The organism is Bradyrhizobium sp. 154, from assembly GCF_023073875.1.
In the GTDB taxonomy this organism is placed as follows: Bacteria; Pseudomonadota; Alphaproteobacteria; order Rhizobiales; family Xanthobacteraceae; genus Bradyrhizobium.
In genome coordinates this window covers 156,893-176,553 of record NZ_JADPKG010000058.1, presented here as the reverse complement: position 1 = coordinate 176,553, position 19,661 = coordinate 156,893, and the positions used below count along the sequence as shown (strand labels likewise).

Annotated in this window: 22 protein-coding genes and 1 pseudogene; 13 read left to right on the top strand and 10 right to left on the bottom strand. The window is 65.0% G+C overall.

The window, feature by feature from the left end; all coding sequences use genetic code 11:
- The first annotated feature begins 14 nt into the window (after window positions 1–14).
- Both IVA92_RS16330 and IVA92_RS16325 read left to right on the top strand, forming a co-directional pair.
- Window positions 15–1,235 (top strand): MFS transporter, encoded by a 1,221-nt coding sequence (locus IVA92_RS16330; protein WP_247276388.1) that lies wholly within the window; start codon window positions 15–17, stop codon window positions 1,233–1,235.
- 11 nt (window positions 1,236–1,246) lie between these two features.
- Window positions 1,247–2,398, top strand: a complete 1,152-nt coding sequence (locus IVA92_RS16325; protein ID WP_247276387.1) for an acyl-CoA dehydrogenase family protein — start codon at window positions 1,247–1,249, stop codon at window positions 2,396–2,398.
- Window position 2,399: 1 nt separating this feature from the next.
- Here the strand turns inward: IVA92_RS16325 and IVA92_RS16320 are convergent.
- Both IVA92_RS16320 and IVA92_RS16315 read right to left on the bottom strand, forming a co-directional pair.
- A pseudogene (locus IVA92_RS16320) lies at window positions 2,400–2,617 on the bottom strand (EAL domain-containing protein); the annotation flags it as partial.
- 29 nt (window positions 2,618–2,646) lie between these two features.
- Complete coding sequence (locus IVA92_RS16315; RefSeq protein WP_247276386.1) at window positions 2,647–3,006, bottom strand: helix-turn-helix domain-containing protein; 360 nt, start codon at window positions 3,004–3,006, stop codon at window positions 2,647–2,649.
- 109 nt (window positions 3,007–3,115) lie between these two features.
- On the opposite strand from IVA92_RS16315, the gene IVA92_RS16310 reads away from it, so the two are divergent.
- The 7 genes from IVA92_RS16310 (at window position 3,116) to modC (ending at window position 8,114) form a co-directional block, all read left to right on the top strand.
- Window positions 3,116–3,820 carry a glutathione S-transferase family protein gene (locus IVA92_RS16310; RefSeq protein ID WP_247276385.1) on the top strand — a complete coding sequence of 235 codons (705 nt, stop codon included), beginning with the start codon at window positions 3,116–3,118 and terminating at the stop codon, window positions 3,818–3,820.
- A 108-nt stretch (window positions 3,821–3,928) separates the two neighbouring features.
- Window positions 3,929–4,873 (top strand): penicillin-insensitive murein endopeptidase, encoded by a 945-nt coding sequence (gene mepA, locus IVA92_RS16305; protein ID WP_247276384.1) that lies wholly within the window; start codon window positions 3,929–3,931, stop codon window positions 4,871–4,873.
- Between the two features lie 174 nt (window positions 4,874–5,047).
- A complete protein-coding gene (locus IVA92_RS16300; protein WP_247276383.1) occupies window positions 5,048–5,257 on the top strand; it encodes a TOBE domain-containing protein in 210 nt (69 codons plus the stop codon).
- Window positions 5,258–5,259: 2 nt separating this feature from the next.
- Window positions 5,260–5,763, top strand: a complete 504-nt coding sequence (locus IVA92_RS16295) for a hypothetical protein (RefSeq protein ID WP_247276382.1) — start codon at window positions 5,260–5,262, stop codon at window positions 5,761–5,763.
- A 191-nt stretch (window positions 5,764–5,954) separates the two neighbouring features.
- On the top strand, window positions 5,955–6,740 hold the full coding sequence (gene modA, locus IVA92_RS16290; protein WP_247276381.1) for a molybdate ABC transporter substrate-binding protein: 786 nt from the start codon (window positions 5,955–5,957) through the stop codon (window positions 6,738–6,740).
- 13 nt (window positions 6,741–6,753) lie between these two features.
- Complete coding sequence (modB, locus tag IVA92_RS16285; protein ID WP_247276380.1) at window positions 6,754–7,449, top strand: molybdate ABC transporter permease subunit; 696 nt, start codon at window positions 6,754–6,756, stop codon at window positions 7,447–7,449.
- A 2-nt stretch (window positions 7,450–7,451) separates the two neighbouring features.
- Window positions 7,452–8,114, top strand: coding sequence for a molybdenum ABC transporter ATP-binding protein (modC, locus tag IVA92_RS16280; protein ID WP_247276379.1), 663 nt, complete (start codon window positions 7,452–7,454; stop codon window positions 8,112–8,114).
- Between the two features lie 43 nt (window positions 8,115–8,157).
- On the opposite strand, the gene IVA92_RS16275 is transcribed toward modC, so the two are convergent.
- A complete protein-coding gene (locus IVA92_RS16275; RefSeq protein ID WP_247276378.1) occupies window positions 8,158–8,418 on the bottom strand; it encodes a PepSY domain-containing protein in 261 nt (86 codons plus the stop codon).
- A 166-nt stretch (window positions 8,419–8,584) separates the two neighbouring features.
- On the bottom strand, window positions 8,585–10,378 hold the full coding sequence (locus tag IVA92_RS16270) for a potassium/proton antiporter (RefSeq protein ID WP_247276377.1): 1,794 nt from the start codon (window positions 10,376–10,378) through the stop codon (window positions 8,585–8,587).
- A 216-nt stretch (window positions 10,379–10,594) separates the two neighbouring features.
- Here IVA92_RS16270 and IVA92_RS16265 point away from each other — a divergent pair, with 216 nt between their 5' ends.
- The 3 genes from IVA92_RS16265 to radC all read left to right on the top strand — a co-directional run bounded on the left by IVA92_RS16265 (window position 10,595) and on the right by radC (window position 13,648).
- Entirely contained in the window at window positions 10,595–11,908 is a 1,314-nt protein-coding gene (locus IVA92_RS16265) for a mechanosensitive ion channel domain-containing protein (RefSeq protein ID WP_247276376.1), read from the top strand.
- Window positions 11,909–12,026: 118 nt separating this feature from the next.
- On the top strand, window positions 12,027–12,845 hold the full coding sequence (map, locus tag IVA92_RS16260) for a type I methionyl aminopeptidase (protein ID WP_247276375.1): 819 nt from the start codon (window positions 12,027–12,029) through the stop codon (window positions 12,843–12,845).
- A gap of 89 nt (window positions 12,846–12,934) precedes the next feature.
- On the top strand, window positions 12,935–13,648 hold the full coding sequence (gene radC, locus IVA92_RS16255) for a DNA repair protein RadC (RefSeq protein ID WP_247276374.1): 714 nt from the start codon (window positions 12,935–12,937) through the stop codon (window positions 13,646–13,648).
- Between the two features lie 17 nt (window positions 13,649–13,665).
- Here the strand turns inward: radC and IVA92_RS16250 are convergent, their stop codons facing one another.
- From IVA92_RS16250 to IVA92_RS16225, 6 genes are all read right to left on the bottom strand, one after another.
- A complete protein-coding gene (locus IVA92_RS16250; protein ID WP_247276373.1) occupies window positions 13,666–14,040 on the bottom strand; it encodes a hypothetical protein in 375 nt (124 codons plus the stop codon).
- A gap of 94 nt (window positions 14,041–14,134) precedes the next feature.
- On the bottom strand, window positions 14,135–14,827 hold the full coding sequence (locus IVA92_RS16245) for an AprI/Inh family metalloprotease inhibitor (protein WP_247276372.1): 693 nt from the start codon (window positions 14,825–14,827) through the stop codon (window positions 14,135–14,137).
- Window positions 14,827–15,816: a 2-hydroxyacid dehydrogenase gene (locus IVA92_RS16240; protein ID WP_247276371.1), complete on the bottom strand. Its 990-nt coding sequence runs from the start codon at window positions 15,814–15,816 to the stop codon at window positions 14,827–14,829. The genes IVA92_RS16245 and IVA92_RS16240 overlap by 1 nt, the downstream gene beginning before the upstream one ends.
- Complete coding sequence (locus IVA92_RS16235) at window positions 15,816–16,634, bottom strand: ABC transporter permease (RefSeq protein WP_247276370.1); 819 nt, start codon at window positions 16,632–16,634, stop codon at window positions 15,816–15,818. Before IVA92_RS16235 ends, IVA92_RS16240 begins: the two co-directional genes overlap by 1 nt.
- Window positions 16,631–17,446 carry an ABC transporter ATP-binding protein gene (locus IVA92_RS16230; protein ID WP_247276369.1) on the bottom strand — a complete coding sequence of 272 codons (816 nt, stop codon included), beginning with the start codon at window positions 17,444–17,446 and terminating at the stop codon, window positions 16,631–16,633. The genes IVA92_RS16235 and IVA92_RS16230 overlap by 4 nt, the downstream gene beginning before the upstream one ends.
- Before the next feature lie 209 nt (window positions 17,447–17,655).
- Window positions 17,656–18,678, bottom strand: coding sequence for an ABC transporter substrate-binding protein (locus IVA92_RS16225; protein ID WP_247276368.1), 1,023 nt, complete (start codon window positions 18,676–18,678; stop codon window positions 17,656–17,658).
- Window positions 18,679–18,843: 165 nt separating this feature from the next.
- On the opposite strand from IVA92_RS16225, the gene IVA92_RS16220 reads away from it, so the two are divergent.
- Complete coding sequence (locus IVA92_RS16220) at window positions 18,844–19,650, top strand: creatininase family protein (protein ID WP_247276367.1); 807 nt, start codon at window positions 18,844–18,846, stop codon at window positions 19,648–19,650.
- The last annotated feature ends 11 nt before the right edge of the window (window positions 19,651–19,661 follow it).

The window sequence follows — 19,661 nt, the reverse complement described above, 5'->3', positions numbered from 1 at the left end:
CGCTAAGGAAACGCATGAGCAAGCCGTCAAGCTTCGACTATGGCTGGGTCGTTGTCGCCGCGGGTGCGCTGATGACCTGTGTCGGATTCGGCACGATGCTGTCGCTGGCGGTGTTTTTGCAGCCGATCTCGCAAGCGATGGGCTGGTCGCGCGCCGGCGTGTCGGCGGCCGCGACGCTGGATTTTCTCTGCATGGGGGTGGCCGCGTTCCTCTGGGGCACGCTGTCGGACCGGTTCGGCACCCGCATCGTGGTGCTTGCCGGAAGCCTGCTGCTGGGGCTCGGCCTCGTGAGCGCGAGTCAGGCAGCAAGCCTGTGGCAATTCCAGCTTTGCTTCGGCGTACTGATCGGCATTGCCGCCGGCAGCTTCTACGCGCCGATGATGGCGCTCGCGAGCGCCTGGATCGAGAAGAACCGCAGCCTCGCGGTGGCGCTGGTCTCAGCCGGCATGGGCGTCTCGCCAGTGACAATCGCGCCGACCGCGAGCTGGCTGATCGCGGCCTATGACTGGCGCACCGCGATGCTGGTGATCGGCATCGCCGCCTGGGCGCTGCTGATCCCCGCCTGCTTCCTGGTGCGTCCGGCACCCGCAGTGGCGGCCCCTGCAACGGCGGACGCGGCGCCGGAGGTCGAGCTGACCGCGGCGCAGGCGCTGCGCACCCCGCAGTTCGTCGCGCTCGCCGCTGCCCATTTCGCCTGTTGCGCCGCGCATTCCGGTCCGATCTTCCACATGGTGTCCTATGCGATGGTCTGCGGTATCGCCCCGCTGACGGCCGTGACGGTCTACAGCGTGGCCGGCGTCTCAGGCCTCGGCGGCCGCCTGCTGCTGGGCGCGCTGGCCGATCGCAGCGGCGCAAAGCCCGTGCTGGTCGGCGGGCTGCTCGTGCAAGCCATGTGCATCGCGACCTATCTCGCGGTGGCGCAGCTCGGCGAGTTCTACGCGCTCTCGGTCGTGTTCGGCCTCGCCTATGGCGGCGTGATGCCGCTCTATGCGGTGCTGGTCCGCGAATTCTTTGGCGCACGCATCATGGGCACGGTGTTCGGCGCGGTGTCGGCCTTTGCCAGCCTCGGCATGGCACTGGGGCCATGGGCCGGCGGGCTCGTGTTCGACAATTTCCAGCGCTACACGTGGCTGCACGCCGGCTCGTTCACGATCGGGCTCGCAGCGGTCGCGGTGGCACTGAGCTTTCCGACCAGACGCCGGCCATCGCTCGACTTTGGCCGCGCTGCGGCCTGACGAGGTCGCGCATGAACAGATCGCAGGCCTTCGATCTCGTCGAACGTGCCCGGGCGATCGCGCCGCTCATCGCGCGTGAAGCCGACGAGATCGAGCAGTCGCGGCGGCTGACGCCTGCCGTGGTCGCCGCACTGATCGAGAACGGGCTCTACCGCGCGCTGCTGCCGCAAAGCCTCGGCGGCACTGAAGCCCCGATTGATATCTTCATGCAAATGCTGGAGGAGATCGCGACGGCGGACGCCTCGACCGCCTGGTGTCTCGGCCAGTGCGGCGTCTGCGCGATGATCGCCGCCTGGCTCGATCATGATACTGCGCAGGAGATCTTCAATACGCCGCCCGGCATCCTTGCCTGGGGCGCGATCGGGCATGAGGCGCGCATCGTGGACGGCGGCTATCGCGTCACGGCGCGCTGGGACTTTGCCTCCGGCTCGCGGCAGGCGAGCTGGCTGGGGGCGCATGTCCGTATCGTTAATGCCGACGGCACGCCGCGGAAAAATGCCGATAGCTCGCCGGAGGTGCGCACCATTCTGTTTCCGGTCGCGAGCGCCGTGCTGCACGACGTCTGGCAGGCGATCGGGCTCGCCGGCACCGGCACCGACTCCTACGAGGTCACCGATCTCTTCATCCCCGAGCGTTTCACGGCGTTCCGCGACGTGCCGTCCGCGCTGCGCGAACAGGGTCCTCTCTACAGAATCGGCACCGGCTCGACCTTCAGCCTCGGCTTTGCGGCAGTCTCGCTCGGCGTGGCGCGCGCCACGCTGGATGCGGCCATCGCGTTGGCGCGTGGAAAACACCAGTCACTCGCGGTCAGCGCCATGCGCGATAACGGGGCGGTCCAGGGACTGATCGGCCGCACCGAGGGCGATCTTCGCGCCGCCCGCGCCTATCTCTACGCCACCGCGCACGCGATGTGGCGCGATCTCAGCGCGACCGGCGAATTCAGTCCGACGCATCGCAGCGCGGTTCGCCTCGCCGCGACCTGGACCATCCACCAATCGGCGAAGGTGGTCGACGCCGCCTATCACATGGCCGGTGCGACGGCTGTGTTCCGCAGCAATCCGTTTGAGCGACGGTTTCGCGACATGCATGCCATCGCGCAGCAGATCCAGGCGCGCGATACGCATTATGAGGATGTCGGAAAGGCGATTCTGGCGGGGCATTGATAGCGTCCTCGTCGTCCGCATCAATGCCGCGCTGTGCGGCGAGGAGGCTGATGATCTCCGCATTCGGCCTTGCCTTGCTGAACAGAAAGCCCTGACCCTCATCGCAGCCCTCGGTGCGGAGACAGCAGAGCTCGGCTTCGGTCTCGACGCCTTCGGCGGTGATGGCGACCCCGAGACCTTGCCGAGGCTGACCATGGAGCGGATGATCGCTGGCGCTTCGTACTGTCCAATCCCTAAGCTGGCTTCCTCTAATCGTGACGATCCGCCATCTCGCTGCGATCCGCCAATTCCGCGCGAGCGCTGTCGGTCGCTGCCCACCACTCACCCAGCGCATCTATCAGCGGCACGAGTGCGTGGCCGGATGGGGTCAGATCATATTCGACGCGCAACGGATATCCCTCGAATTCCGCGCGCTGGACAATGCCGGCGTCCTCAAGCTTGCGAAGCTCCAGGGCCAGCATCTTGTGCGAAATGGTAGGGTTGTCCCGGCGCAGATCGCTGAATCGCTTAGTGCCCTCCTTCAGATAGTAAATCAGAAGCGTGGGCCAGCGGCCGCTGAGCACCTGCATCACTTCCTCGATGGGACAGCGGGAAACGAGATCTTTCATTGAGGGCTCGTGGTTACCAAAAAGTGCGTAATTTACTCGGCGGCACGGCCGAGTAGGGTCTGACTGCGCTGCGCAGCGTGATCATCAGAAGTCACGGAGAACAAAGGCCATGGAACCGATCTTATTGTACGGCTTCCCGTTGGGAAGCTCTATTGGGCTCGTCGCCGCGCTCAAATGGCTGGGGAAACCCTACCGGCTGTGTCGCGTCGATATGCTCGGCGAGATGCGCGAGCCTTCCTACGCCCGCATAAACGCCCGACACGAGACGCCGGTATTGATCACCGCGGAGGGACACGTGCTGACGGAGAGCATGGCGATCGCCGCCTGGCTCGAGGCCCGAGACCCGGAGCGGCGCATCAGCTTCGACCCGCTCTCGCGTGAGGCCGACCGGATGCACCAGTTGATGGCATTCCTAAATACCGGCTTCACGGCCGCATTCAGCCCGTTGTGGTTTGCGATGGAAATGAAGTCGCCCGACCCGGCGGTGCAGTCGGCGTTGCGGACCTGGGGTCGCGAGCGAGTGATTGAGCGCCACGACAAGCTCGAGCAGATGATTGAGGGAAGCACCTTCCTGGTCGGCGACCGCCCGACCTTGGCCGATGCCGCGTTCATCGGCGTAGCCCGCTGGCTCGAATTTCATAAAGTTGCCGACAAGGAACGGTGGCCGAAGATGGCGACTCTGCGCCAGCGGCTGGAAGCCGATCCCGCCGTCATTTATGCGTCCGATCTGGAGAAAGGGGGGACCAACCGTGGAAACGGGGCGCGCGCGGGCGACGTTGAACTCGCGAAGGTCATCGAGCGGTTCGGAAGATAGAATGCCGCGCCGAAGGTCGTCGCGGCGGCATCAGAAGATACAGGTTACGGCGGGCTGAAAGTCTAATTCTTGGCCCTTGAGACGGCGTTGGGCTATAAAAGCCCCAGCATGAGTCCCCGCCGTCTCACCCTCCTCCTGCTTCTGGCTGCGCTTCTGATCGCCGGCACCGCGCTGGCCCAGGACAAGGGCAGCGTCACCCCGAAGCCGCTGCCGCCGCTCGGCAATCCGAACGATCCCACGCTCGCTGCCAAGGAGCTGTTCGCGCGCAAGCTGCTGCCGTCGAAAGGATTGGCGCATGTCTTCGGCTCCTACACCAAGGGCTGCATCGGTGGCGCCATGCAGATGCCGCTCAACGGCGACAATTGGCAGGTGATGCGGCTGTCGCGCAACCGCAACTACGGCCATCCCGATATGATCGCCCTGATCAAGCGGCTCGCGGCCAAGGCGCACAAGGACGCCGGCTGGCCTGGCATTTTGGTCGGCGACATTGCCCAGCCGCGTGGCGGGCCGGCGCTGTCGGGCCATGCCAGCCACCAGATCGGTCTCGATGCCGACATCTGGTTGACGCCGATGCCGGACCGCCGGCTCTCGCGCGAGGAACGCGAGGAGATGTCGGCGGTGATGATGGTGCGTCCCGACCGACTCGATATCGATCCGAAAGTGTTCACACCTGGCCATGTGCTGGTGCTGCGCGACGCGGCGCGGGAGCCGGCGGTGCAGCGCATCTTCGTCAACGCCGCGATCAAGAAGGCGTTGTGCCGCGAGGCCAAGGGCGACCGCGCCTGGCTGTCGAAGATCCGCCCCTGGTGGGGCCACGACTATCACTTCCACATCCGCATGCACTGCCCGGCGGGCGCTGGCGACTGCGAGGGCCAGCCGTCGCAAGCCGAGGACGAAGGCTGCAAGCCTTCCGATCTTGCTTACTGGTTCTCGGATGCGGTGCTGCACCCAAAGCCGCCGCCGGAGCCACCGAAACCGAAGCCGCCGATGACGCTGGCCGAGATGCCGGCCGCATGCAAGGCGGTGCTGCACGCGCCAGATGCGAAGCCGTGACAGGCGCGCGGTAAAAACTCCGTCAGCGGCTGATCCATGACCTCACGAATGCGCTATGGTGCAGCGTTGCGCTGCCGTAAGCGTGCGACACCCGCCGGGACGCGCATCCCGCTCCAGCCCATCCCGTCCGCATGCGCGGCGCTATCGCCGAGCACCAGCCACCGCGAGAACTCCATGCGCATCAGTGCACGCAATCAGATCAAAGGCAATGTCGTCGAGGTCACAAAGGGCGCCACGACCTCGCACATCCGCGTCGACATCGGCGACGGCACGATCGTGACGTCCTCGATCACCAACGAAGCCGTCGACGACCTCGGCATAAGGGCAGGCGGCAAGGTCACCGTTGTGATCAAGGCCTCCGATGTCATGATTGCCGTAGATTGACCATGAAATCGTCTTTCCTCGTGGCCCTGCTGCTGCTTGGCACGGCCCCCGTTCTTGTCGCTGAGGAGCCCAGCGGCTGCGACAAGTTCAAATGGCCGATCGAGCGCGACCGCACGGCGCTCACCGCGCCGGACCGTGCGAAATTCGCATCGGGCAGCGAACAGGCGGCAGTGCCGTCATCCGCCATCACGCTGGGGCTGGTCCCGCCCGCGGACGCAAAATTGCCGACGCCGCCTGAGCGCGCGCCCAAGGACGGCACCTTCGCGGGCTTCACCAGCGTCAAGGCGCCGAAGGCCGGGCTCTACTCGATCAGCCTCTCGGCCGGGGCTTGGGTTGACGTGGTCCAGGACGGGCATGTCCTCAAGCCCGTTGCCTTTAGCGGCGCGACCGATTGCGACGGCATCCGCAAGAGCATGAAATATCAGCTGTCGGCACAGCCCTTCGTGCTCCAGGTCAGCGGCGCCAAGGACAATTCGGTCTCGATCGCGATCCTGCCGGCGCAATAGGCGCCCCCTGGTTAGACAAACGGTCGCCTTTGACCTAAGACGTGTGCCTGCTATCTTTGAGCAGCGATATCCCTGCCGGCCGTAAGCCGCCGTGGGGCTCCGTGGAACAGCGCGTCCGCCCGTCGCATCAGACCCACCCAACGCCAAATTTGCGCGCGTCACCGCGCGCGAGCTCGCACGGAGCGCTATCCATGTTTCGTATTGCCGCACTTGTCACCGCCTTCGGCATCCTCGCGGGCGCGAGCCTGTCGCCCGCTAGTGCCGAGGACAAGACCATCACCGTGTTCGCGGCCGCCTCGATGAAGAACGCACTCGACGAGATCGACGCGACCTACACCGCCAAGACCGGCGTCAAGTTCAGCGTCAGCTATGCTGCGAGCTCGGTGCTCGCGAGGCAGATCGAGCAGGGCGCGCCGGCCGACGTGTTCGTCTCCGCTGACACCGACTGGATGGATTACGCCATCGCCAAGAAAGCCGTCAACGAATCCACCCGGGTCAACCTGCTCGGCAACAGCATCGTGCTGATCGCGCCGAAGGACTCAAAGGTCGATAACGTCACGATCGCGCAAGGCCTCGACCTCGCCAAGCTCGCCGGCGACGGCAGGATCGCGACCGGTGACGTGAAATCCGTGCCGGTCGGCAAATACGCCAAGGCTGCGCTCGAGAAGCTGGGCGCCTGGCGGGCCGCCGAGCCGAAATTCGCCATGGCCGAGAGCGTGCGCGCCGCGCTGACGCTGGTGGCGCGCGGCGAGGCCGTGCTCGGCATCGTCTATGCGACCGACGCCAAGGTCGAGCCGGACGTGAAGATCGTCGGCACCTTCCCGGCCGATTCGCATCCCGCGATCATCTATCCCGTCGCCGCGACCACGACCGCGAAGGGCGAGACCAGCGACTATCTTGCCTTCCTGCGCTCGACGGTCGCCAAGACCATTCTGGAGAAATACGGCTTCAAGTTCCTTATCAGCCCCACCACATGATATCTCCGGCTTGATGTCCGAGATTTCACCCGCGGAATGGACGGCGATCCTGCTTTCGCTCAAGGTCGCCGTCATCGCAACGCTGGTGGCGACGCCGTTCGGCATCGCGCTGGCATGGCTGCTCGCGCGGCGCGATTTCTGGGGCAAGTCGCTGCTCGACGCACTCGTGCATCTGCCGCTGGTGCTGCCGCCCGTGGTCACCGGCTATCTGCTGCTGCTTAGCTTCGGCCGCCGCGGCCTCCTCGGCGGTTTCCTCGCCGACAATCTCGGCATCGTCTTCGCTTTCCGCTGGACCGGCGCTGCGCTCGCCTGCGGCGTGATGTCGTTTCCGCTTCTCGTGCGGCCGATGCGGCTGTCGATCGAGGCGATCGACCGCCGGCTCGAGCAGGCCGCCGAGACGCTTGGCGCGGCGCCGTGGAAGGTGTTCTTCACGGTGACGCTGCCGCTCGCGCTGCCCGGCGTGCTCGCCGGCATGGTGCTCGGCTTCGCCAAGGCGATCGGCGAGTTCGGTGCCACCATCACCTTCGTCTCCAACATTCCCGGTGAGACCCAGACGATCTCGTCTGCGATCTATTCGCTGATCCAGACCCCCGACGGCGACGCCGCGGCGGGACGACTCGTCATCGTCTCGATCGTGCTCGCGCTCGGCGCTCTGATCGCGGCCGAGTGGTTCGCCCGCCGCGCCACCGCGCGGCTGCACGGGAATTGACCATGCTGCGTGTGGATGTCGAAAAACAGCTCGGCGAATTCTCGCTGCACGCGTCCTTCACCGGCGAGGGACGCGTCATCGGGCTGTTCGGCGCCTCGGGCGCCGGCAAGACATCGCTGGTCAACATGATTGCAGGCCTGTTGCGGCCCGACCGCGGCAGCATCGTGATCGACGGCGAAACCGTCGACGACACCGCGGCCGGCATCCATGTGCCGACCTGGCGCCGCCGCGTCGGCTACGTCTTCCAGGATGCGCGGCTGTTTCCGCATCTCAATGTCGCGCAGAATCTCGACTATGGACGGCAGATGAACCGCCTCGCACCCGATCCGGCCCAGCACAAGCGCATCGTCGACCTGCTTGATATCGGCACCCTGCTCGGCCGCCGCCCCGGGAAGCTCTCCGGCGGCGAGCGCCAGCGCGTCGCGCTCGGCCGCGCGCTGCTGTCGAAGCCACGCCTCCTGCTGCTTGACGAGCCGCTCGGCGCGCTCGACGAAGGCCGCAAGCTCGAGATCCTGCCTTATCTGATGCGGCTCCGCGATGAAGCCAACGTGCCGATGGTCTATGTCAGCCACGACGCCGCCGAGCTGCGCCAGCTCGCCACGCAGATCGTGATGCTGAAGCAGGGCCGCGTGACGTCGTTCGGCGGGGTGAAGGTGCTGACATAAAGACGCAGCCGGAAATCCGGCTGCGCGGCCATATCATTCAGAGCTACCAGCCTCGCTCGACGTTGCGCACCTCACCCGTCCTCGCGTCAACGTAGACTTCCATCCAGCGGCCTGCACGATCCCGCCCATCAACCTCCCATTCGTCGCCGAGGAAGTTGGTGTGGGAGACCGTCACGACGCCAAGATCTGTCGCGACGTCGAGCGCGACCTGCATCGAGATCTGATCGCCGGTATCGTAGGCCATCGCCGGTGCGGCAGCGCCGAGCGCGAGGGCTGTTGCGATCGGAAGGATGAACTTTCGCATTGGCATACTCCTGCGGTCCAAGCTGTTACGCGGCTTAGAACGAGCGGCATGGCAGAGTGTTCCGGGTTTCGACGTCACGAAACCGCGCAAATCTTCGGCGGTTGCGGCGATTTGGTGGCGGTTCCTCATCGTGATTGTCCTGGCAAAAGCCAGGACGACACCCAAATCAGACCCCCGCCACCGACGCCCAGACGTCGGCGAGCTTGCGCCGTAGCGCCTGCGCACGCGTCAGCGGCGTCGGGGTCTCGTCCTCTTCCGGCAGGCGCAGGCCAACGACGTTGACGCGGCCGCCGGAGATCGAGCGCGCGACCAGCACAATCGTATCCAGCGCAAGCTCGGCGCCCTCTTTTGGCGCGTGATCGAGATGAACGTCGAAATAATCAGCCAGCGTCAGCTTACTTTCCTCCTTGTCGACCTTCACGCCGTAGATCTCGGCGAGCTCGGCGAGCGTGTGCTCGCCCGAGACCATGAAGTCGCCGAGCAGATGCGGATCGGGCGCCGAGCTCGGCTGCATGTCGACGAAGAAGCGGTCGAGTGCCTCCGCCTTTTCCGGCGGCGCCAGCAGGTAGATGTAATCGCCGGGCGCGATTGGATCGGCCTCCACCGGCGTCAGGATGTTCTCGTTGCGGATGACGAGCGTCGGCTTGGACCAGGATGGAATCAGTCCGCGGCGAAAATACAAGCTCTTCGGCCGCACCGGATAGCCGACCAGTTGCTGTTCGAGCTGGCCCGGCAGATCGAGTTCGACGCGGCGCGGGCCGCGCTCGGCGCGCGGCAGCGCCACGTGCAGCTTGCGCGCGGCGGGCGCCAGCGTCCAGCCTTGCAGCAGCAGCGAGATGATGACGACGACGAAAGCGACGTCGAAATAGAGATAGGCCTTGGACAGGCCGACCAGCATCGGGATCGAGGCCAGGAAGATCGCGACCGCGCCGCGCAGGCCGGTCCAGGCGATGAAGACTTTCTCGCGCCACTTGAAGCGGAACGGCGCAAGGCACACGAACACGGCAAGCGGCCGCGCGACCAGCATCAAGACGAGCGCGACGCCGACGGCCGGCAGCACGCTGGCGCCAAGCCGGCTCGGCGAGACCAAGAGGCCGAGCAGCACGAACATCACGATCTGCGCCAGCCAGGTCGCGGCGTCCAGGAAGGCCACCACCGAATTATGCGCGCGCGTCGGCCGGTTGCCGATAATGATTCCGGCGAGATAGACTGCAAGAAAACCGGAAGCGTGCATGATCTGCGAGCCGCCGAAGATGACGAGCGCGCCGGTCGTCACGAACGGCGCATGCAGGCCCTGCGGCAGCGCCACCTGGTTGAGCGCGATGACGACCAGGCGTCCACCGATCACGCCGACGACGGCACCCAGCACCGCCTCCTGGACGAACTCCATCAGCACATGGCCGGGCGAGCTCGAGCCGAGCGAGATGTACTCGACCAGCATGAGCGTGAGGAAGATCGCAAACGGATCGTTGGTGCCGGATTCCGCCTCCAGTGTCGCACCGACGCGCGGGCGCAGGCGCAGGCCCTGGGTGTGCACCAGCAGAAAAACCGCGGCGGCGTCGGTCGAGGCGACCACAGCGCCGACCAGCAACGATTCCGACCAGTTGAGATCGAGCGCGTATTTCGCGAATGGCGCGGTGATCAGCGCCGTCAGCAGCACGCCGATGGTCGCCAGCACCACGGAGGGCGCGAGCACGGTGCGGATGCTGGCAAAGCGCGTCCGCAGGCCGCCGTCGAACAGGATCAGGGCGAGCGCCACCGAGCCGACCAGATAGGTGGTGCGGACGTCGTCGAACTGGAGCTGCCCGGGCCCCGAATCGCCGGCGAGCATGCCGATCGCAAGGAAGACAAGCAGCAATGGCGCGCCAAAGCGCAGCGCAAGCAGGCTCGAGAGGATGCCGGCCATGACGAGAACAGCGCCGAGCAATATGGCGAGGCTGACGGAGTCGAGGGAGGCCATCCACCTTCCGGGTAAAAATCGCTGGATTTGCATCCTTATCGTCGGCGGACTCGCGCGCCAACCTATTTTCTCCCGCTCGCGGCAATCTGCCCGCATTTTGCGGCCTTAACGCGCATCACTTCGCGGTGTATCGATGGTCCGGCCGTGCCCTTTGTGGGATTCTGCGGCGCCCTCGAATCAAAATCCTCCCGCCCGCTTCCCGACGAGACCGACCCGATGGACATGGACCTCAAGGACTTCATGGAGTTCGTGCAGACGACCGCGCGCAGCGTCGGGGCGGAAATCTCCTCACCCTGGTTCTACCTGCAATTCGGTCTCATCCTGGCCGCCGCCGGCATGGCCTATGCCGCGGAGGCCGCCATTCGCAGCCGCCTCGACATGACGTCGCTGGCAATGCGCTGGCCGCTGCCGCTCCGGCACTTCGTCCGGGTGATGGTCGCGAGCGCCTCGACGGCGGTTTTCACCCTGCTCGTGATCATTTCGCGCGTGGTGATGTACCACGCGACCTGGCCGAGCCGCAGCTATCTGTTGATGGTCGCGGCCAAGCTCGGACTGGCCTGGCTGGTGATCCGGCTCCTCACTTCGGTGCTGCGCAACGCCTTCATCGTCAAGCTAGTGTCGATCACGGCGTGGTTCATCGCCGCGCTCTCCATCCTCGGCCAGCTCGATGCGACGGTCGAGCTGCTCGATTCCTTCGCGATCGTGCTCGGCGGCCTGCGCCTGACCCCGCTCTTGGCGCTCAAGGCCGGCGCGCTGCTGCTGATCGCGCTCTGGCTGACCAACATCGCGAGCAATTTCGCCGAGAGCCGGATCAATGCGACCACCGATTTGACGCCGTCGGTGCAGGTGCTGCTGGTCAAGATCATCCGCATCGGGCTGCTTGCGGTCGCGATCGTGATCGCGCTCGGGGCGGTCGGGATCGATCTGTCGGCGCTCGCGGTATTCTCCGGCGCGGTCGGTGTCGGCATCGGTATCGGCCTGCAGAAGATCGTGGCCAATTTCATTTCCGGCATCATCCTGCTCGCCGACAAGTCGGTGAAGCCCGGCGACCTCGTCACCATCGGCGACAATACCGGGCGGATCAGCGCGATGAAGACGCGCTATATTTCCGTCGCGGCCGGCGACGGGCGCGAATTCCTGGTGCCGAACGAGGATCTGGTGACGCAGAAAGTCGTGAACTGGACCTATACCGACAAGAACACGCTGGTGAAGATCGCCTTCGGCACCAATTACGACGCCGACCCGCGCCTCGTCTGCAAGCTCGCCGCCGAGACCGCCGCCGCCCATCCGCGCGCGCAGAAGGGCAAGCCGCCGAACAGCATTTTGACCGAGTTCGCCGAGGCCGGCATGAAGTTCTCGCTGACGTTCTGGATCGCGGACCCCGACGGTATGGATAACGTCAAGAGCGACGTGATGCTGGCGCTGTGGGACGCCTTCAAGCGCGAGGGCATCCGGGTTCCCTACCCCGTCCGCGAAATCCGCGTGCGCGGCGCCCTGCCGGTCGAAACGGCCGTAGAAGTCCCGAATTAGGCCCGCTTTCGGGTGCAAACATCACGCTTGGCTTGCATGAAGGCCCGCAATCATTAGATTGGAGCCTGAAATCAAGCCTTTCCGCCGACATTGAGCCCCTTTGGAAGATCGCGCCCGCATGAGTTACGTCGAAGCCACCGAGACCTCCCTGCGCAAGACCGGACAGATCAAGCTGCATGGGCCGAGCGCCTTTGCCGGCATGCGCAAGGCGGGGGCGCTGGTGGCCAAGTGCCTCGACGACCTCACCGATATCGTCGGCCCCGGCGTGCCGACCTCGCGCATCGACGAATTCGTCCGCGACTTCGCCTTCAGCCACAACGCCTATCCGGCGACGCTGATGTACCGCGGCTACCGTTACTCGACCTGCACCTCGCTCAACCACGTGGTCTGCCATGGCATGCCCGGCGACCGCCCGCTGAAGGAAGGCGACATCGTCAACATCGACGTCACCTTCATCGTCGACGGCTGGTACGGCGATTCCAGCCGGATGTATGCGGTCGGCCCGATCGCGCGCAAAGCCGAGCGGCTGATCGAAGTCACCTATGAAGCGATGATGCGCGGCATCGCCGCGGTGAAGCCCGGCGCCACCACCGGCGACATTGGCCACGCCATCCAGAGTTTCGTCGAGCCGCAGGGCATGAGCGTGGTGCGCGATTTCTGCGGGCACGGCCTCGGGCGCATGTTCCACGACGAGCCGAACATCATCCATATCGGCCGGCCCGGCGAGGGCGTCCAGCTCAAGCCCGGCATGTTCTTCACCATCGAGCCGATGATCAATCTCGGCAAGCCGCATGTCAAAATCCTCTCCGACGGCTGGACCGCGGTGACCCGCGACCGCTCGCTGTCGGCGCAGTTCGAGCACTCGGTCGGCGTGACGGCGACGGGCGTCGAGATCTTCACGCTGTCGGAGCGGCATGGCGAGAAGCAGATCGGGTGAGGCTTTGGGCCGCCGGCCTACAATGAACGGCGCTTGCTATCGCAATTGACGGTTGCAAAGCTGCGGTTCCGCGGCAATGCTGGCGGCCGATGCCCGCCAAATCCGACCACGACAAGAGCAAACCTGAGGACGCGCCGCATTATCACGGCCATCGCGAGCGGCTGCGCGAGCGCTTCTACAGCGCCGGCGCGGATGCGCTCAGCGACTACGAGCTGCTGGAGATGGCGCTGTTTGCCGCGCTGCCGCGGCGCGACACCAAGCCACTCGCAAAGACCTTGATAAAGACTTTCGGCTCGTTCGCCGAGGTCGTGCATGCGCCGGTGGCGCGCCTGCGCGAGGTCGAGGGCATCGGCGAATCCGCGATCAACCAGCTCAAGCTGATCGCAGCAGCGGCGCACCGCGTCGCCAAAGGCGACGTCAACAGCCGCAACGCGCTCTCGTCCTGGAACGAGGTGATCGACTATTGCCGCACCAGCATGGCCTTCGCCGACAAGGAGCAATTCCGCCTGCTCTTCCTCGACAAGCGCAACCAGCTCATCGCCGACGAGGTGCAGCAGACCGGCACCATCGACCACACCCCGGTTTATCCCCGCGAGGTGATCAAGCGCGCGCTCGAACTCTCCGCGACCGCGCTGATCCTGGTGCACAACCATCCCTCGGGCGATCCCTCGCCCTCGCAAGCCGATATCCAGATGACGAAAGCGATCATCGACATCGCAAAGCCGCTCGGGATTTCCGTGCACGACCACATCATCGTCGGCAGAAGCGGCCACGCCAGCCTGCGCGGGATGCGCTTGATCTAGCAGGCCGGGACGTCAATTCATGGCTCGACCCAGCGCTGCACCGCTTCGACTGTGTCGGCCGGCGTCGTGTTGAAGCAGATCGCGGCTTCCGGCGCCAGGCGGTGGACGAGGTTGAGCACCTTCTCGAACAGCAGCAGCCGTTCCTTCGGCTCGCGGAGCCCGGCGCCGATCACGATGCAGTCGAAGCGCTCGTCGCGCAGCGCCGCCGTCACGGCAGCCTCCGCAGTCGCATCGAGATCGATCAGACAGCTCGTGACCTCGAAGCCGAGACCGCGCAGCCGCAGGAGCTGGGCCTCGATGTAGCTGCGGACATGTTCGGGCGTGAGCTGCGGGAATGCGCTATAATCCGCATTGCCGGGCTCGATGCCGATCGCGAGGATGCGCTTGGCCATGCGGATCTCCCAACGAAATCGCTCTTTCGTCAACGGGCTGCCCTGCAGCGGGTTCCGCGTTCACACCCGTCGTTCGGCAGCGCGGAAGGCTTGCCTATTGACGCAGCATGATCAAGGGATCGGCGGTATCGGGGACGCGCCGCCACTGCGCGTTGTCGTCGGCCTCGAACTGCCAGGCTTCGCCTGATTTCGACATCAGGAGGATCTGGCCGCGCTCGAGCCGCCATTGCGTCGGGTTGAATTGCGCGATCGCCGCGTCGCATTTCGGCTTGAGGAAGACCTGGAAATTGTCCGCGCCCGCCTCGGTGTTGGTCAGCGTCAGCCCGCACACCGGCTGGCCGTTGCCGCGCACCATCGACCAGTCGCCGATCATCTGGTCCATCGATTTGGCCATCGATCGCGCCGCGGCGAGATCCTGCAGGATGTAGACACCCTCGCCCTGGCGCAGGCCCTCGAAGATGCCGGCCTCGACCTCGGTAAAGTCGATCACGGCTTCACCGGTGGCGTCCTGCAAGCGGACGATGTCGAGGCCCCGGACGTTCCAGGCGACGATGTCCTTGGTGAAGGGCAGCGCGGTCTTGCAGGCCGGCTCCAGCTCCAGCTTAAAACCCTGGCCCTTGGCGTCGCCCTTGAGGGTGACGACGCAGGTCTTGTTGCGCTCGGTTGTCGAGAGCTCCCACTGCCCGGGCATCTGCTTCTTCAGGGTCGCCGCATCCTGCGCGTGCGCAGGATCGATCGCGGCAGCACATGCCGCGATCATCAATGCAACGCCCCGAAGAGCTCTCATCAGCGCCCCCTAAACGGCGTTTCCGCAACCGGTGTCAGCGGCGCCTTGCCGGCGAACCAGGCCTTGAGATTGTCGACGACGAGTTGGTCCATCGCGTTGCGCGTCACCACCGAGGCCGAGCCGATATGCGGCAGCAGCACCACGTTCTGCATGGTCTTGAGCTCGTCCGGCACGTTCGGCTCCGCCGCGAACACGTCGAGGCCGGCGGCGAGGATGGTGCCTGATTTCAGTGCCTGGACCAGCGCCGGCTCGTCGACCACCGAGCCGCGCGCGACGTTGATGAGCACGCCGCGCGGGCCGAGCGCCTTGAGCACCTCGGCGTTGATCATCTTGTCGGTGCTGGCGCCGCCGGGCACGATCACCATCAGCGTGTCCACCGCCTTCGCCATCTCGATCAAATCAGGGTAGTGCTTGTAGGAGACATCCTTGGATGGGTTACGGGAATGGTAGACCACAGGCACCAGCGAGGCATCGAGCCGGCGCGCGATGGCCTGGCCGATCCGTCCCATGCCGACGATGCCGACCTTGCGGTCACGCAGCGAGCCGACGCTGAGCGGATAGTTCTGCGTCTGCCACAGTCCGGAGCGGACGTAGCGATCGGCCTTGATGAACTCGCGCAGCGTGGAGATCAGAAGGCCCATCGCGACATCGGCGACCTCCTCGGTGAGGACATCGGGCGTGTTGGTGACGATGATATTGTGCTCGGCCGCGTATTTGGCGTCGATGTGATCATAGCCGACGCCGAAGCTCGCCACCATTTCCAGCTTCGGCAGCTGCGACAGTGAATCCTTGTCGGCGCGCACGGTGTGATACGTCACGGCGACGCCGCGGATCCTGTCGCGGACCGCCGCCGTCAGCCGCTCGAGGTCACCGCGCGTCTCGGCCTTGTGCACGACGAAATGGTCGGAAAACCCGTTCTCGAGGATCGGCCGCACCGGTCCATAAATCAAAAGATCGATCTTTTCGGACGAAATCGAACCGGCGGTCATCAGTTTTCCTTTCCAAGCGCGCTCTCATGCCAGCGCCGTAAAACGAGGTGCGAAACTAGCGCCAGCACCCCATAGATGACAATCCCGGCGAGCGACAGCAAAAGCAGCGCAGCGAACATGCGGGGTATGTTCAATCGATAGCCTGACTCGGCGATCCTGTAGGCGAGCCCGGAGCCGGCACCGGCCGTTCCCGCTGCAATCTCGGCCACGACCGCGCCGATCAGCGACAGGCCGCCGGCGATGCGCAAGCCGCCGAGGATGTGGGGCAGCGCCGCGGGCAGCTTGAGAAAGCGCAGCGTCTGCGGCTTTGATGCGCCATAGAGCTGGAACAGGCCGGCGAGATTGCGGTCGACCGAATTCAGCCCGAGCGTGGTGTTGGACAGCACCGGGAAAAAGGCAACGATGAAGGCGCAGACCACCACCGCGGTCTGCTGCTCCAGATAGATCAGCAAGAGCGGCGCAATCGCGATGACCGGCGTCACCTGGAGCACGATGGCATAGGGGAACAGCGAATATTCCACCCATTTCGACTGGTTGAACAAGAGCGCCAGCCCGATGCCGCCGATGCTCGCTGCCACAAAACCTTCTAGCGTGGTCAGAAGCGTGGTGGCGAGCGACTGCGACAGCACCGCCCAATCCTTGATCAGCGTCAGAAAGATGACGGAGGGCGCCGGCAGCACGTAGGGCGGAATCTCCTTGATACGGACCACCAGTTCCCAGGCGAGAAGGCCGGCCGCGAACACGAGGACGGGCGGCACGAGGCGCATTGCACGTTGCGCGCCGGACGGCTTTGCGGTGACCGCAGCTTGCACGTTCATAGCGTCGATTGCCCCGCATAGGACGGCGCCAAGGCCGCCGACACCCTGCGGCAATAATCGGAATAGGCGACTGAAGTACGAAACTCCTCGCCCCGCGGCTCGACCGTCTCGATGCGGAGGTCGGCCTGGATGCGGCCGGGCCGCGCCGTCATCACCACCACGCGCTGCGACAGGTAAACGGATTCGAACACCGAATGGGTGACGAAGATGACCGTCTTGCCGAGGCTGCGCCACAGCGCGAGCAAATCATTGTTGAGGCGGAAGCGCGTGATCTCGTCGAGCGCCGCGAACGGCTCGTCCATCAGCAGGATATCGGGATCGGTGACGAGCGCGCGCGCCAGCGACACCCGCATCTTCATGCCGCCGGAGAGCTCGCGCGGAAAGGCCTCGGCAAAATCGGCAAGGCCGACGCTGGCGAGCGCCGCCTCGGCACGCGCGCACGCCTCGGCCTTCGGAACGCGACCAAGCCTCAGGGGTAGCCGCACGTTCTCGCGCACGCTGGTCCAGGGCATCAGGGTCGGCTCCTGGAACACGAAGCCGATGCCGTGGCCCGGCTGCGGCACGCCTTCGCGGCGCGCCACCCGCACGATTCCGGACGAGGGCGTGCTGAGCCCCGCGATCAGCCGCAGCGCCGTCGACTTGCCGCAACCCGACGGACCCAGCAGCGAGATGAACTCGCCCTTGCGCACGGCGAGGTCGAGCGGGCCGAGGGCCATGACGCCGTTGTCATAGGCTTTCGTCACGCCGCGGAGGCTGACGGCGAGCGCCGTCAGGCTGGCCTCGACGGCGGGCGAGGTTGAGCTCTCTAGCATTGGCCGCAGGCTGTTGTGAGACGCGGTCGGGCCGCGTCCTTCACCTCTCCCCATCGGGGAGAGGTCGGCGCGCAGCGCCGGGTGAGGGGGCTCAGGTCACACCAGGGAGCGTAACCCCTCACCCGCATCGCATCTGACGATGCGATGCGACCTCTCCCTTCGGGAGAGGTGTAGGACACCGAGCCGCCTGCGCCAGATCTCAACATGCGTTACGGCTTGCTCGGGCGCAGCTCGACGCCGACGCCCTTGTTGACGAAGCGCAGCGTATAGGATTTGCGGAAGTCGAGATCGGGCTTCACCACGCCCGCCTTCACCATCTTGTTGAAGAAGGAAGCGTAGCGCTCGTCGCTCATGGCGCCGATGCCGTTCTTCAGGCTGTCGCCGGAATCGACGATGCCGTGCTCTTTCATCTTGGCGACGGAGTAGGCGAGCAGATCATCGGTCATCTCGGGATTGAGCTTCTTGATCATGGCATTTCCAGCGGAATTGTCGCGGTAGATGTAATTGTACCAGCCGATCATGGAGGCATCGACGAAGCGCTGCACCAGATCCGGCTTCTTCTCGACCACGTCGCGGCGGGTTTCGATCAGGGTCGAATAGGTATTGAAGCCGTAATCGGCGAGCAGCAGTACGTTGGGCTTGAAGCCGGCCGCCTTCTCGACTGCGAAGGGCTCGGATGTCACGTAGCCCTGCATGGCGCTCTTGGGGTTGGCGATGAAGGGCTGAGGATTGAAATTATAGGGGCGGACGTTCTTCTCGCTGAATCCATATTCGGACTTCAGCCACTGGAAGTAGCTGGTCATGCCCTCCTTGGAGACGAACAGCGTCAGCGGCTTGAGATCCTCAATCTTGGCGACCTTGGCATCGGGCTGCGTCAGCATCACCTGCGGATCTTTCTGGAAGATCGCGGCGATGGTGATGACGGGAACGTCGTTGGCGACCGCATCGAACGACATCAGCGTGTTCGCGGCCATGAAGAAATCGATCTTGCCGGCGATCAGCAGCATCCGATTGTTCTCGTTGGGCCCGCCGGGGACGATGGTGACGTCGAGCCCGTAACGCTTGTAGGTGCCGTCGGCGACCGCCTGGAAGAAGCCGCCATGCTCGGCCTCGGCGACCCAATTGGTGCCGAAGGTGACCTTGTCGAGCGTTTCGGCCCCCACCGGGACGCTTCCGATCAAAGCGGCCATCAAGCCCGCCGTTAACGCTCGCCGCAGATGAGAAGGGCTCATGAAGGGACTCCGTCGATCGTTGCTGGCCCAATCGCGTCTGGCTCATGTGAACGCAACGCGATAAAACCGCATGAAGTTCGGGGACGCGAGCCGTCCGGGCCCGCGTCCCCTCATACCCCAAATTACGTGACAAATTCGGGCAAAGAAACCTCCAAGGAAAGTTCAATGATGCCGTCCCGCGACTGGACCGAGATCCGCTGGGCCGATGTTGCCCCGGCCGAGGCCTCGCGTTGGATTGCGGTGCTGCCGCTGGCGGCGACCGAGCAGCATGGCCCGCATCTGCCGCTCGAAACCGACGTGCTGATTGCGGATGCCTATCTCGCGCGCGTGCGCGAGCTGCTGCCCGAAACTGTTCCGGCCAGTTTCCTGCCCGTTGAACCAGTCGGCATCTCCACCGAGCATATCGACTATCCGGGCACGCAGACGCTGCCGACCGACGTTGCGCTGAAGCGATGGACAGGCATCGGCGAAGACGTCGCCCGACGCGGGTTAAGGAAGCTCGTCATCATCACCAGCCATGGCGGCAACAGCGCGGCGATGATGCTGGTGGCGCAGGATCTTCGCGCGCACCAGAAACTGTTCGTGGTGACGACGTCGTGGTCGCGGCTGTCGGGCGCCGACAAACTGTTCTCGGCGGACGAAGTTCGCCACGGCATTCATGGCGGTGCGATCGAGACCTCGATCATGCTGGCGCGCTACCCCGATCAGGTGCGCAAAGATGCGATCGCGGATTTTCCCGCGAGCAGCATCGCGATCGAGCAGCAATATCGCTGGCTGTCGACGCAGCGCCCCGCGCCGTTCGCCTGGCAGGCGCAGGATCTCAACGCCAGTGGCGCAGTCGGCAATGCGACTTTGGCCGTTGCAGAAAAGGGCGAACGCCTGATCGATCAGGGCGCGACGGCCTTTTGCAAGCTGCTGATTGAAGTCGATAACTTCGACGTGAACAGGCTCGCCAAGGGGCCCCTCGGCTAGATCCCATGCTC

Excerpts from the sequence above, each read along its gene's own strand:
- IVA92_RS16330 (WP_247276388.1), top strand. The coding sequence starts at position 15 with ATGAGCAAGCCGTCAAGCTTCGACTATGGCTGGGTCGTTGTCGCCGCG.
- IVA92_RS16325 (WP_247276387.1), top strand. The coding sequence starts at position 1,247 with ATGAACAGATCGCAGGCCTTCGATCTCGTCGAACGTGCCCGGGCGATC.
- IVA92_RS16315 (WP_247276386.1), bottom strand. The coding sequence starts at position 3,006 with ATGAAAGATCTCGTTTCCCGCTGTCCCATCGAGGAAGTGATGCAGGTG.
- IVA92_RS16310 (WP_247276385.1), top strand. The coding sequence starts at position 3,116 with ATGGAACCGATCTTATTGTACGGCTTCCCGTTGGGAAGCTCTATTGGG.
- mepA (WP_247276384.1), top strand. The coding sequence starts at position 3,929 with ATGAGTCCCCGCCGTCTCACCCTCCTCCTGCTTCTGGCTGCGCTTCTG.
- IVA92_RS16300 (WP_247276383.1), top strand. The coding sequence starts at position 5,048 with ATGCGCATCAGTGCACGCAATCAGATCAAAGGCAATGTCGTCGAGGTC.
- IVA92_RS16295 (WP_247276382.1), top strand. The coding sequence starts at position 5,260 with ATGAAATCGTCTTTCCTCGTGGCCCTGCTGCTGCTTGGCACGGCCCCC.
- modA (WP_247276381.1), top strand. The coding sequence starts at position 5,955 with ATGTTTCGTATTGCCGCACTTGTCACCGCCTTCGGCATCCTCGCGGGC.
- modB (WP_247276380.1), top strand. The coding sequence starts at position 6,754 with ATGTCCGAGATTTCACCCGCGGAATGGACGGCGATCCTGCTTTCGCTC.
- modC (WP_247276379.1), top strand. The coding sequence starts at position 7,452 with ATGCTGCGTGTGGATGTCGAAAAACAGCTCGGCGAATTCTCGCTGCAC.
- IVA92_RS16275 (WP_247276378.1), bottom strand. The coding sequence starts at position 8,418 with ATGCGAAAGTTCATCCTTCCGATCGCAACAGCCCTCGCGCTCGGCGCT.
- IVA92_RS16270 (WP_247276377.1), bottom strand. The coding sequence starts at position 10,378 with ATGGCCTCCCTCGACTCCGTCAGCCTCGCCATATTGCTCGGCGCTGTT.
- IVA92_RS16265 (WP_247276376.1), top strand. The coding sequence starts at position 10,595 with ATGGACATGGACCTCAAGGACTTCATGGAGTTCGTGCAGACGACCGCG.
- map (WP_247276375.1), top strand. The coding sequence starts at position 12,027 with ATGAGTTACGTCGAAGCCACCGAGACCTCCCTGCGCAAGACCGGACAG.
- radC (WP_247276374.1), top strand. The coding sequence starts at position 12,935 with ATGCCCGCCAAATCCGACCACGACAAGAGCAAACCTGAGGACGCGCCG.
- IVA92_RS16250 (WP_247276373.1), bottom strand. The coding sequence starts at position 14,040 with ATGGCCAAGCGCATCCTCGCGATCGGCATCGAGCCCGGCAATGCGGAT.
- IVA92_RS16245 (WP_247276372.1), bottom strand. The coding sequence starts at position 14,827 with ATGAGAGCTCTTCGGGGCGTTGCATTGATGATCGCGGCATGTGCTGCC.
- IVA92_RS16240 (WP_247276371.1), bottom strand. The coding sequence starts at position 15,816 with ATGACCGCCGGTTCGATTTCGTCCGAAAAGATCGATCTTTTGATTTAT.
- IVA92_RS16235 (WP_247276370.1), bottom strand. The coding sequence starts at position 16,634 with ATGAACGTGCAAGCTGCGGTCACCGCAAAGCCGTCCGGCGCGCAACGT.
- IVA92_RS16230 (WP_247276369.1), bottom strand. The coding sequence starts at position 17,446 with ATGCTAGAGAGCTCAACCTCGCCCGCCGTCGAGGCCAGCCTGACGGCG.
- IVA92_RS16225 (WP_247276368.1), bottom strand. The coding sequence starts at position 18,678 with ATGAGCCCTTCTCATCTGCGGCGAGCGTTAACGGCGGGCTTGATGGCC.
- IVA92_RS16220 (WP_247276367.1), top strand. The coding sequence starts at position 18,844 with ATGATGCCGTCCCGCGACTGGACCGAGATCCGCTGGGCCGATGTTGCC.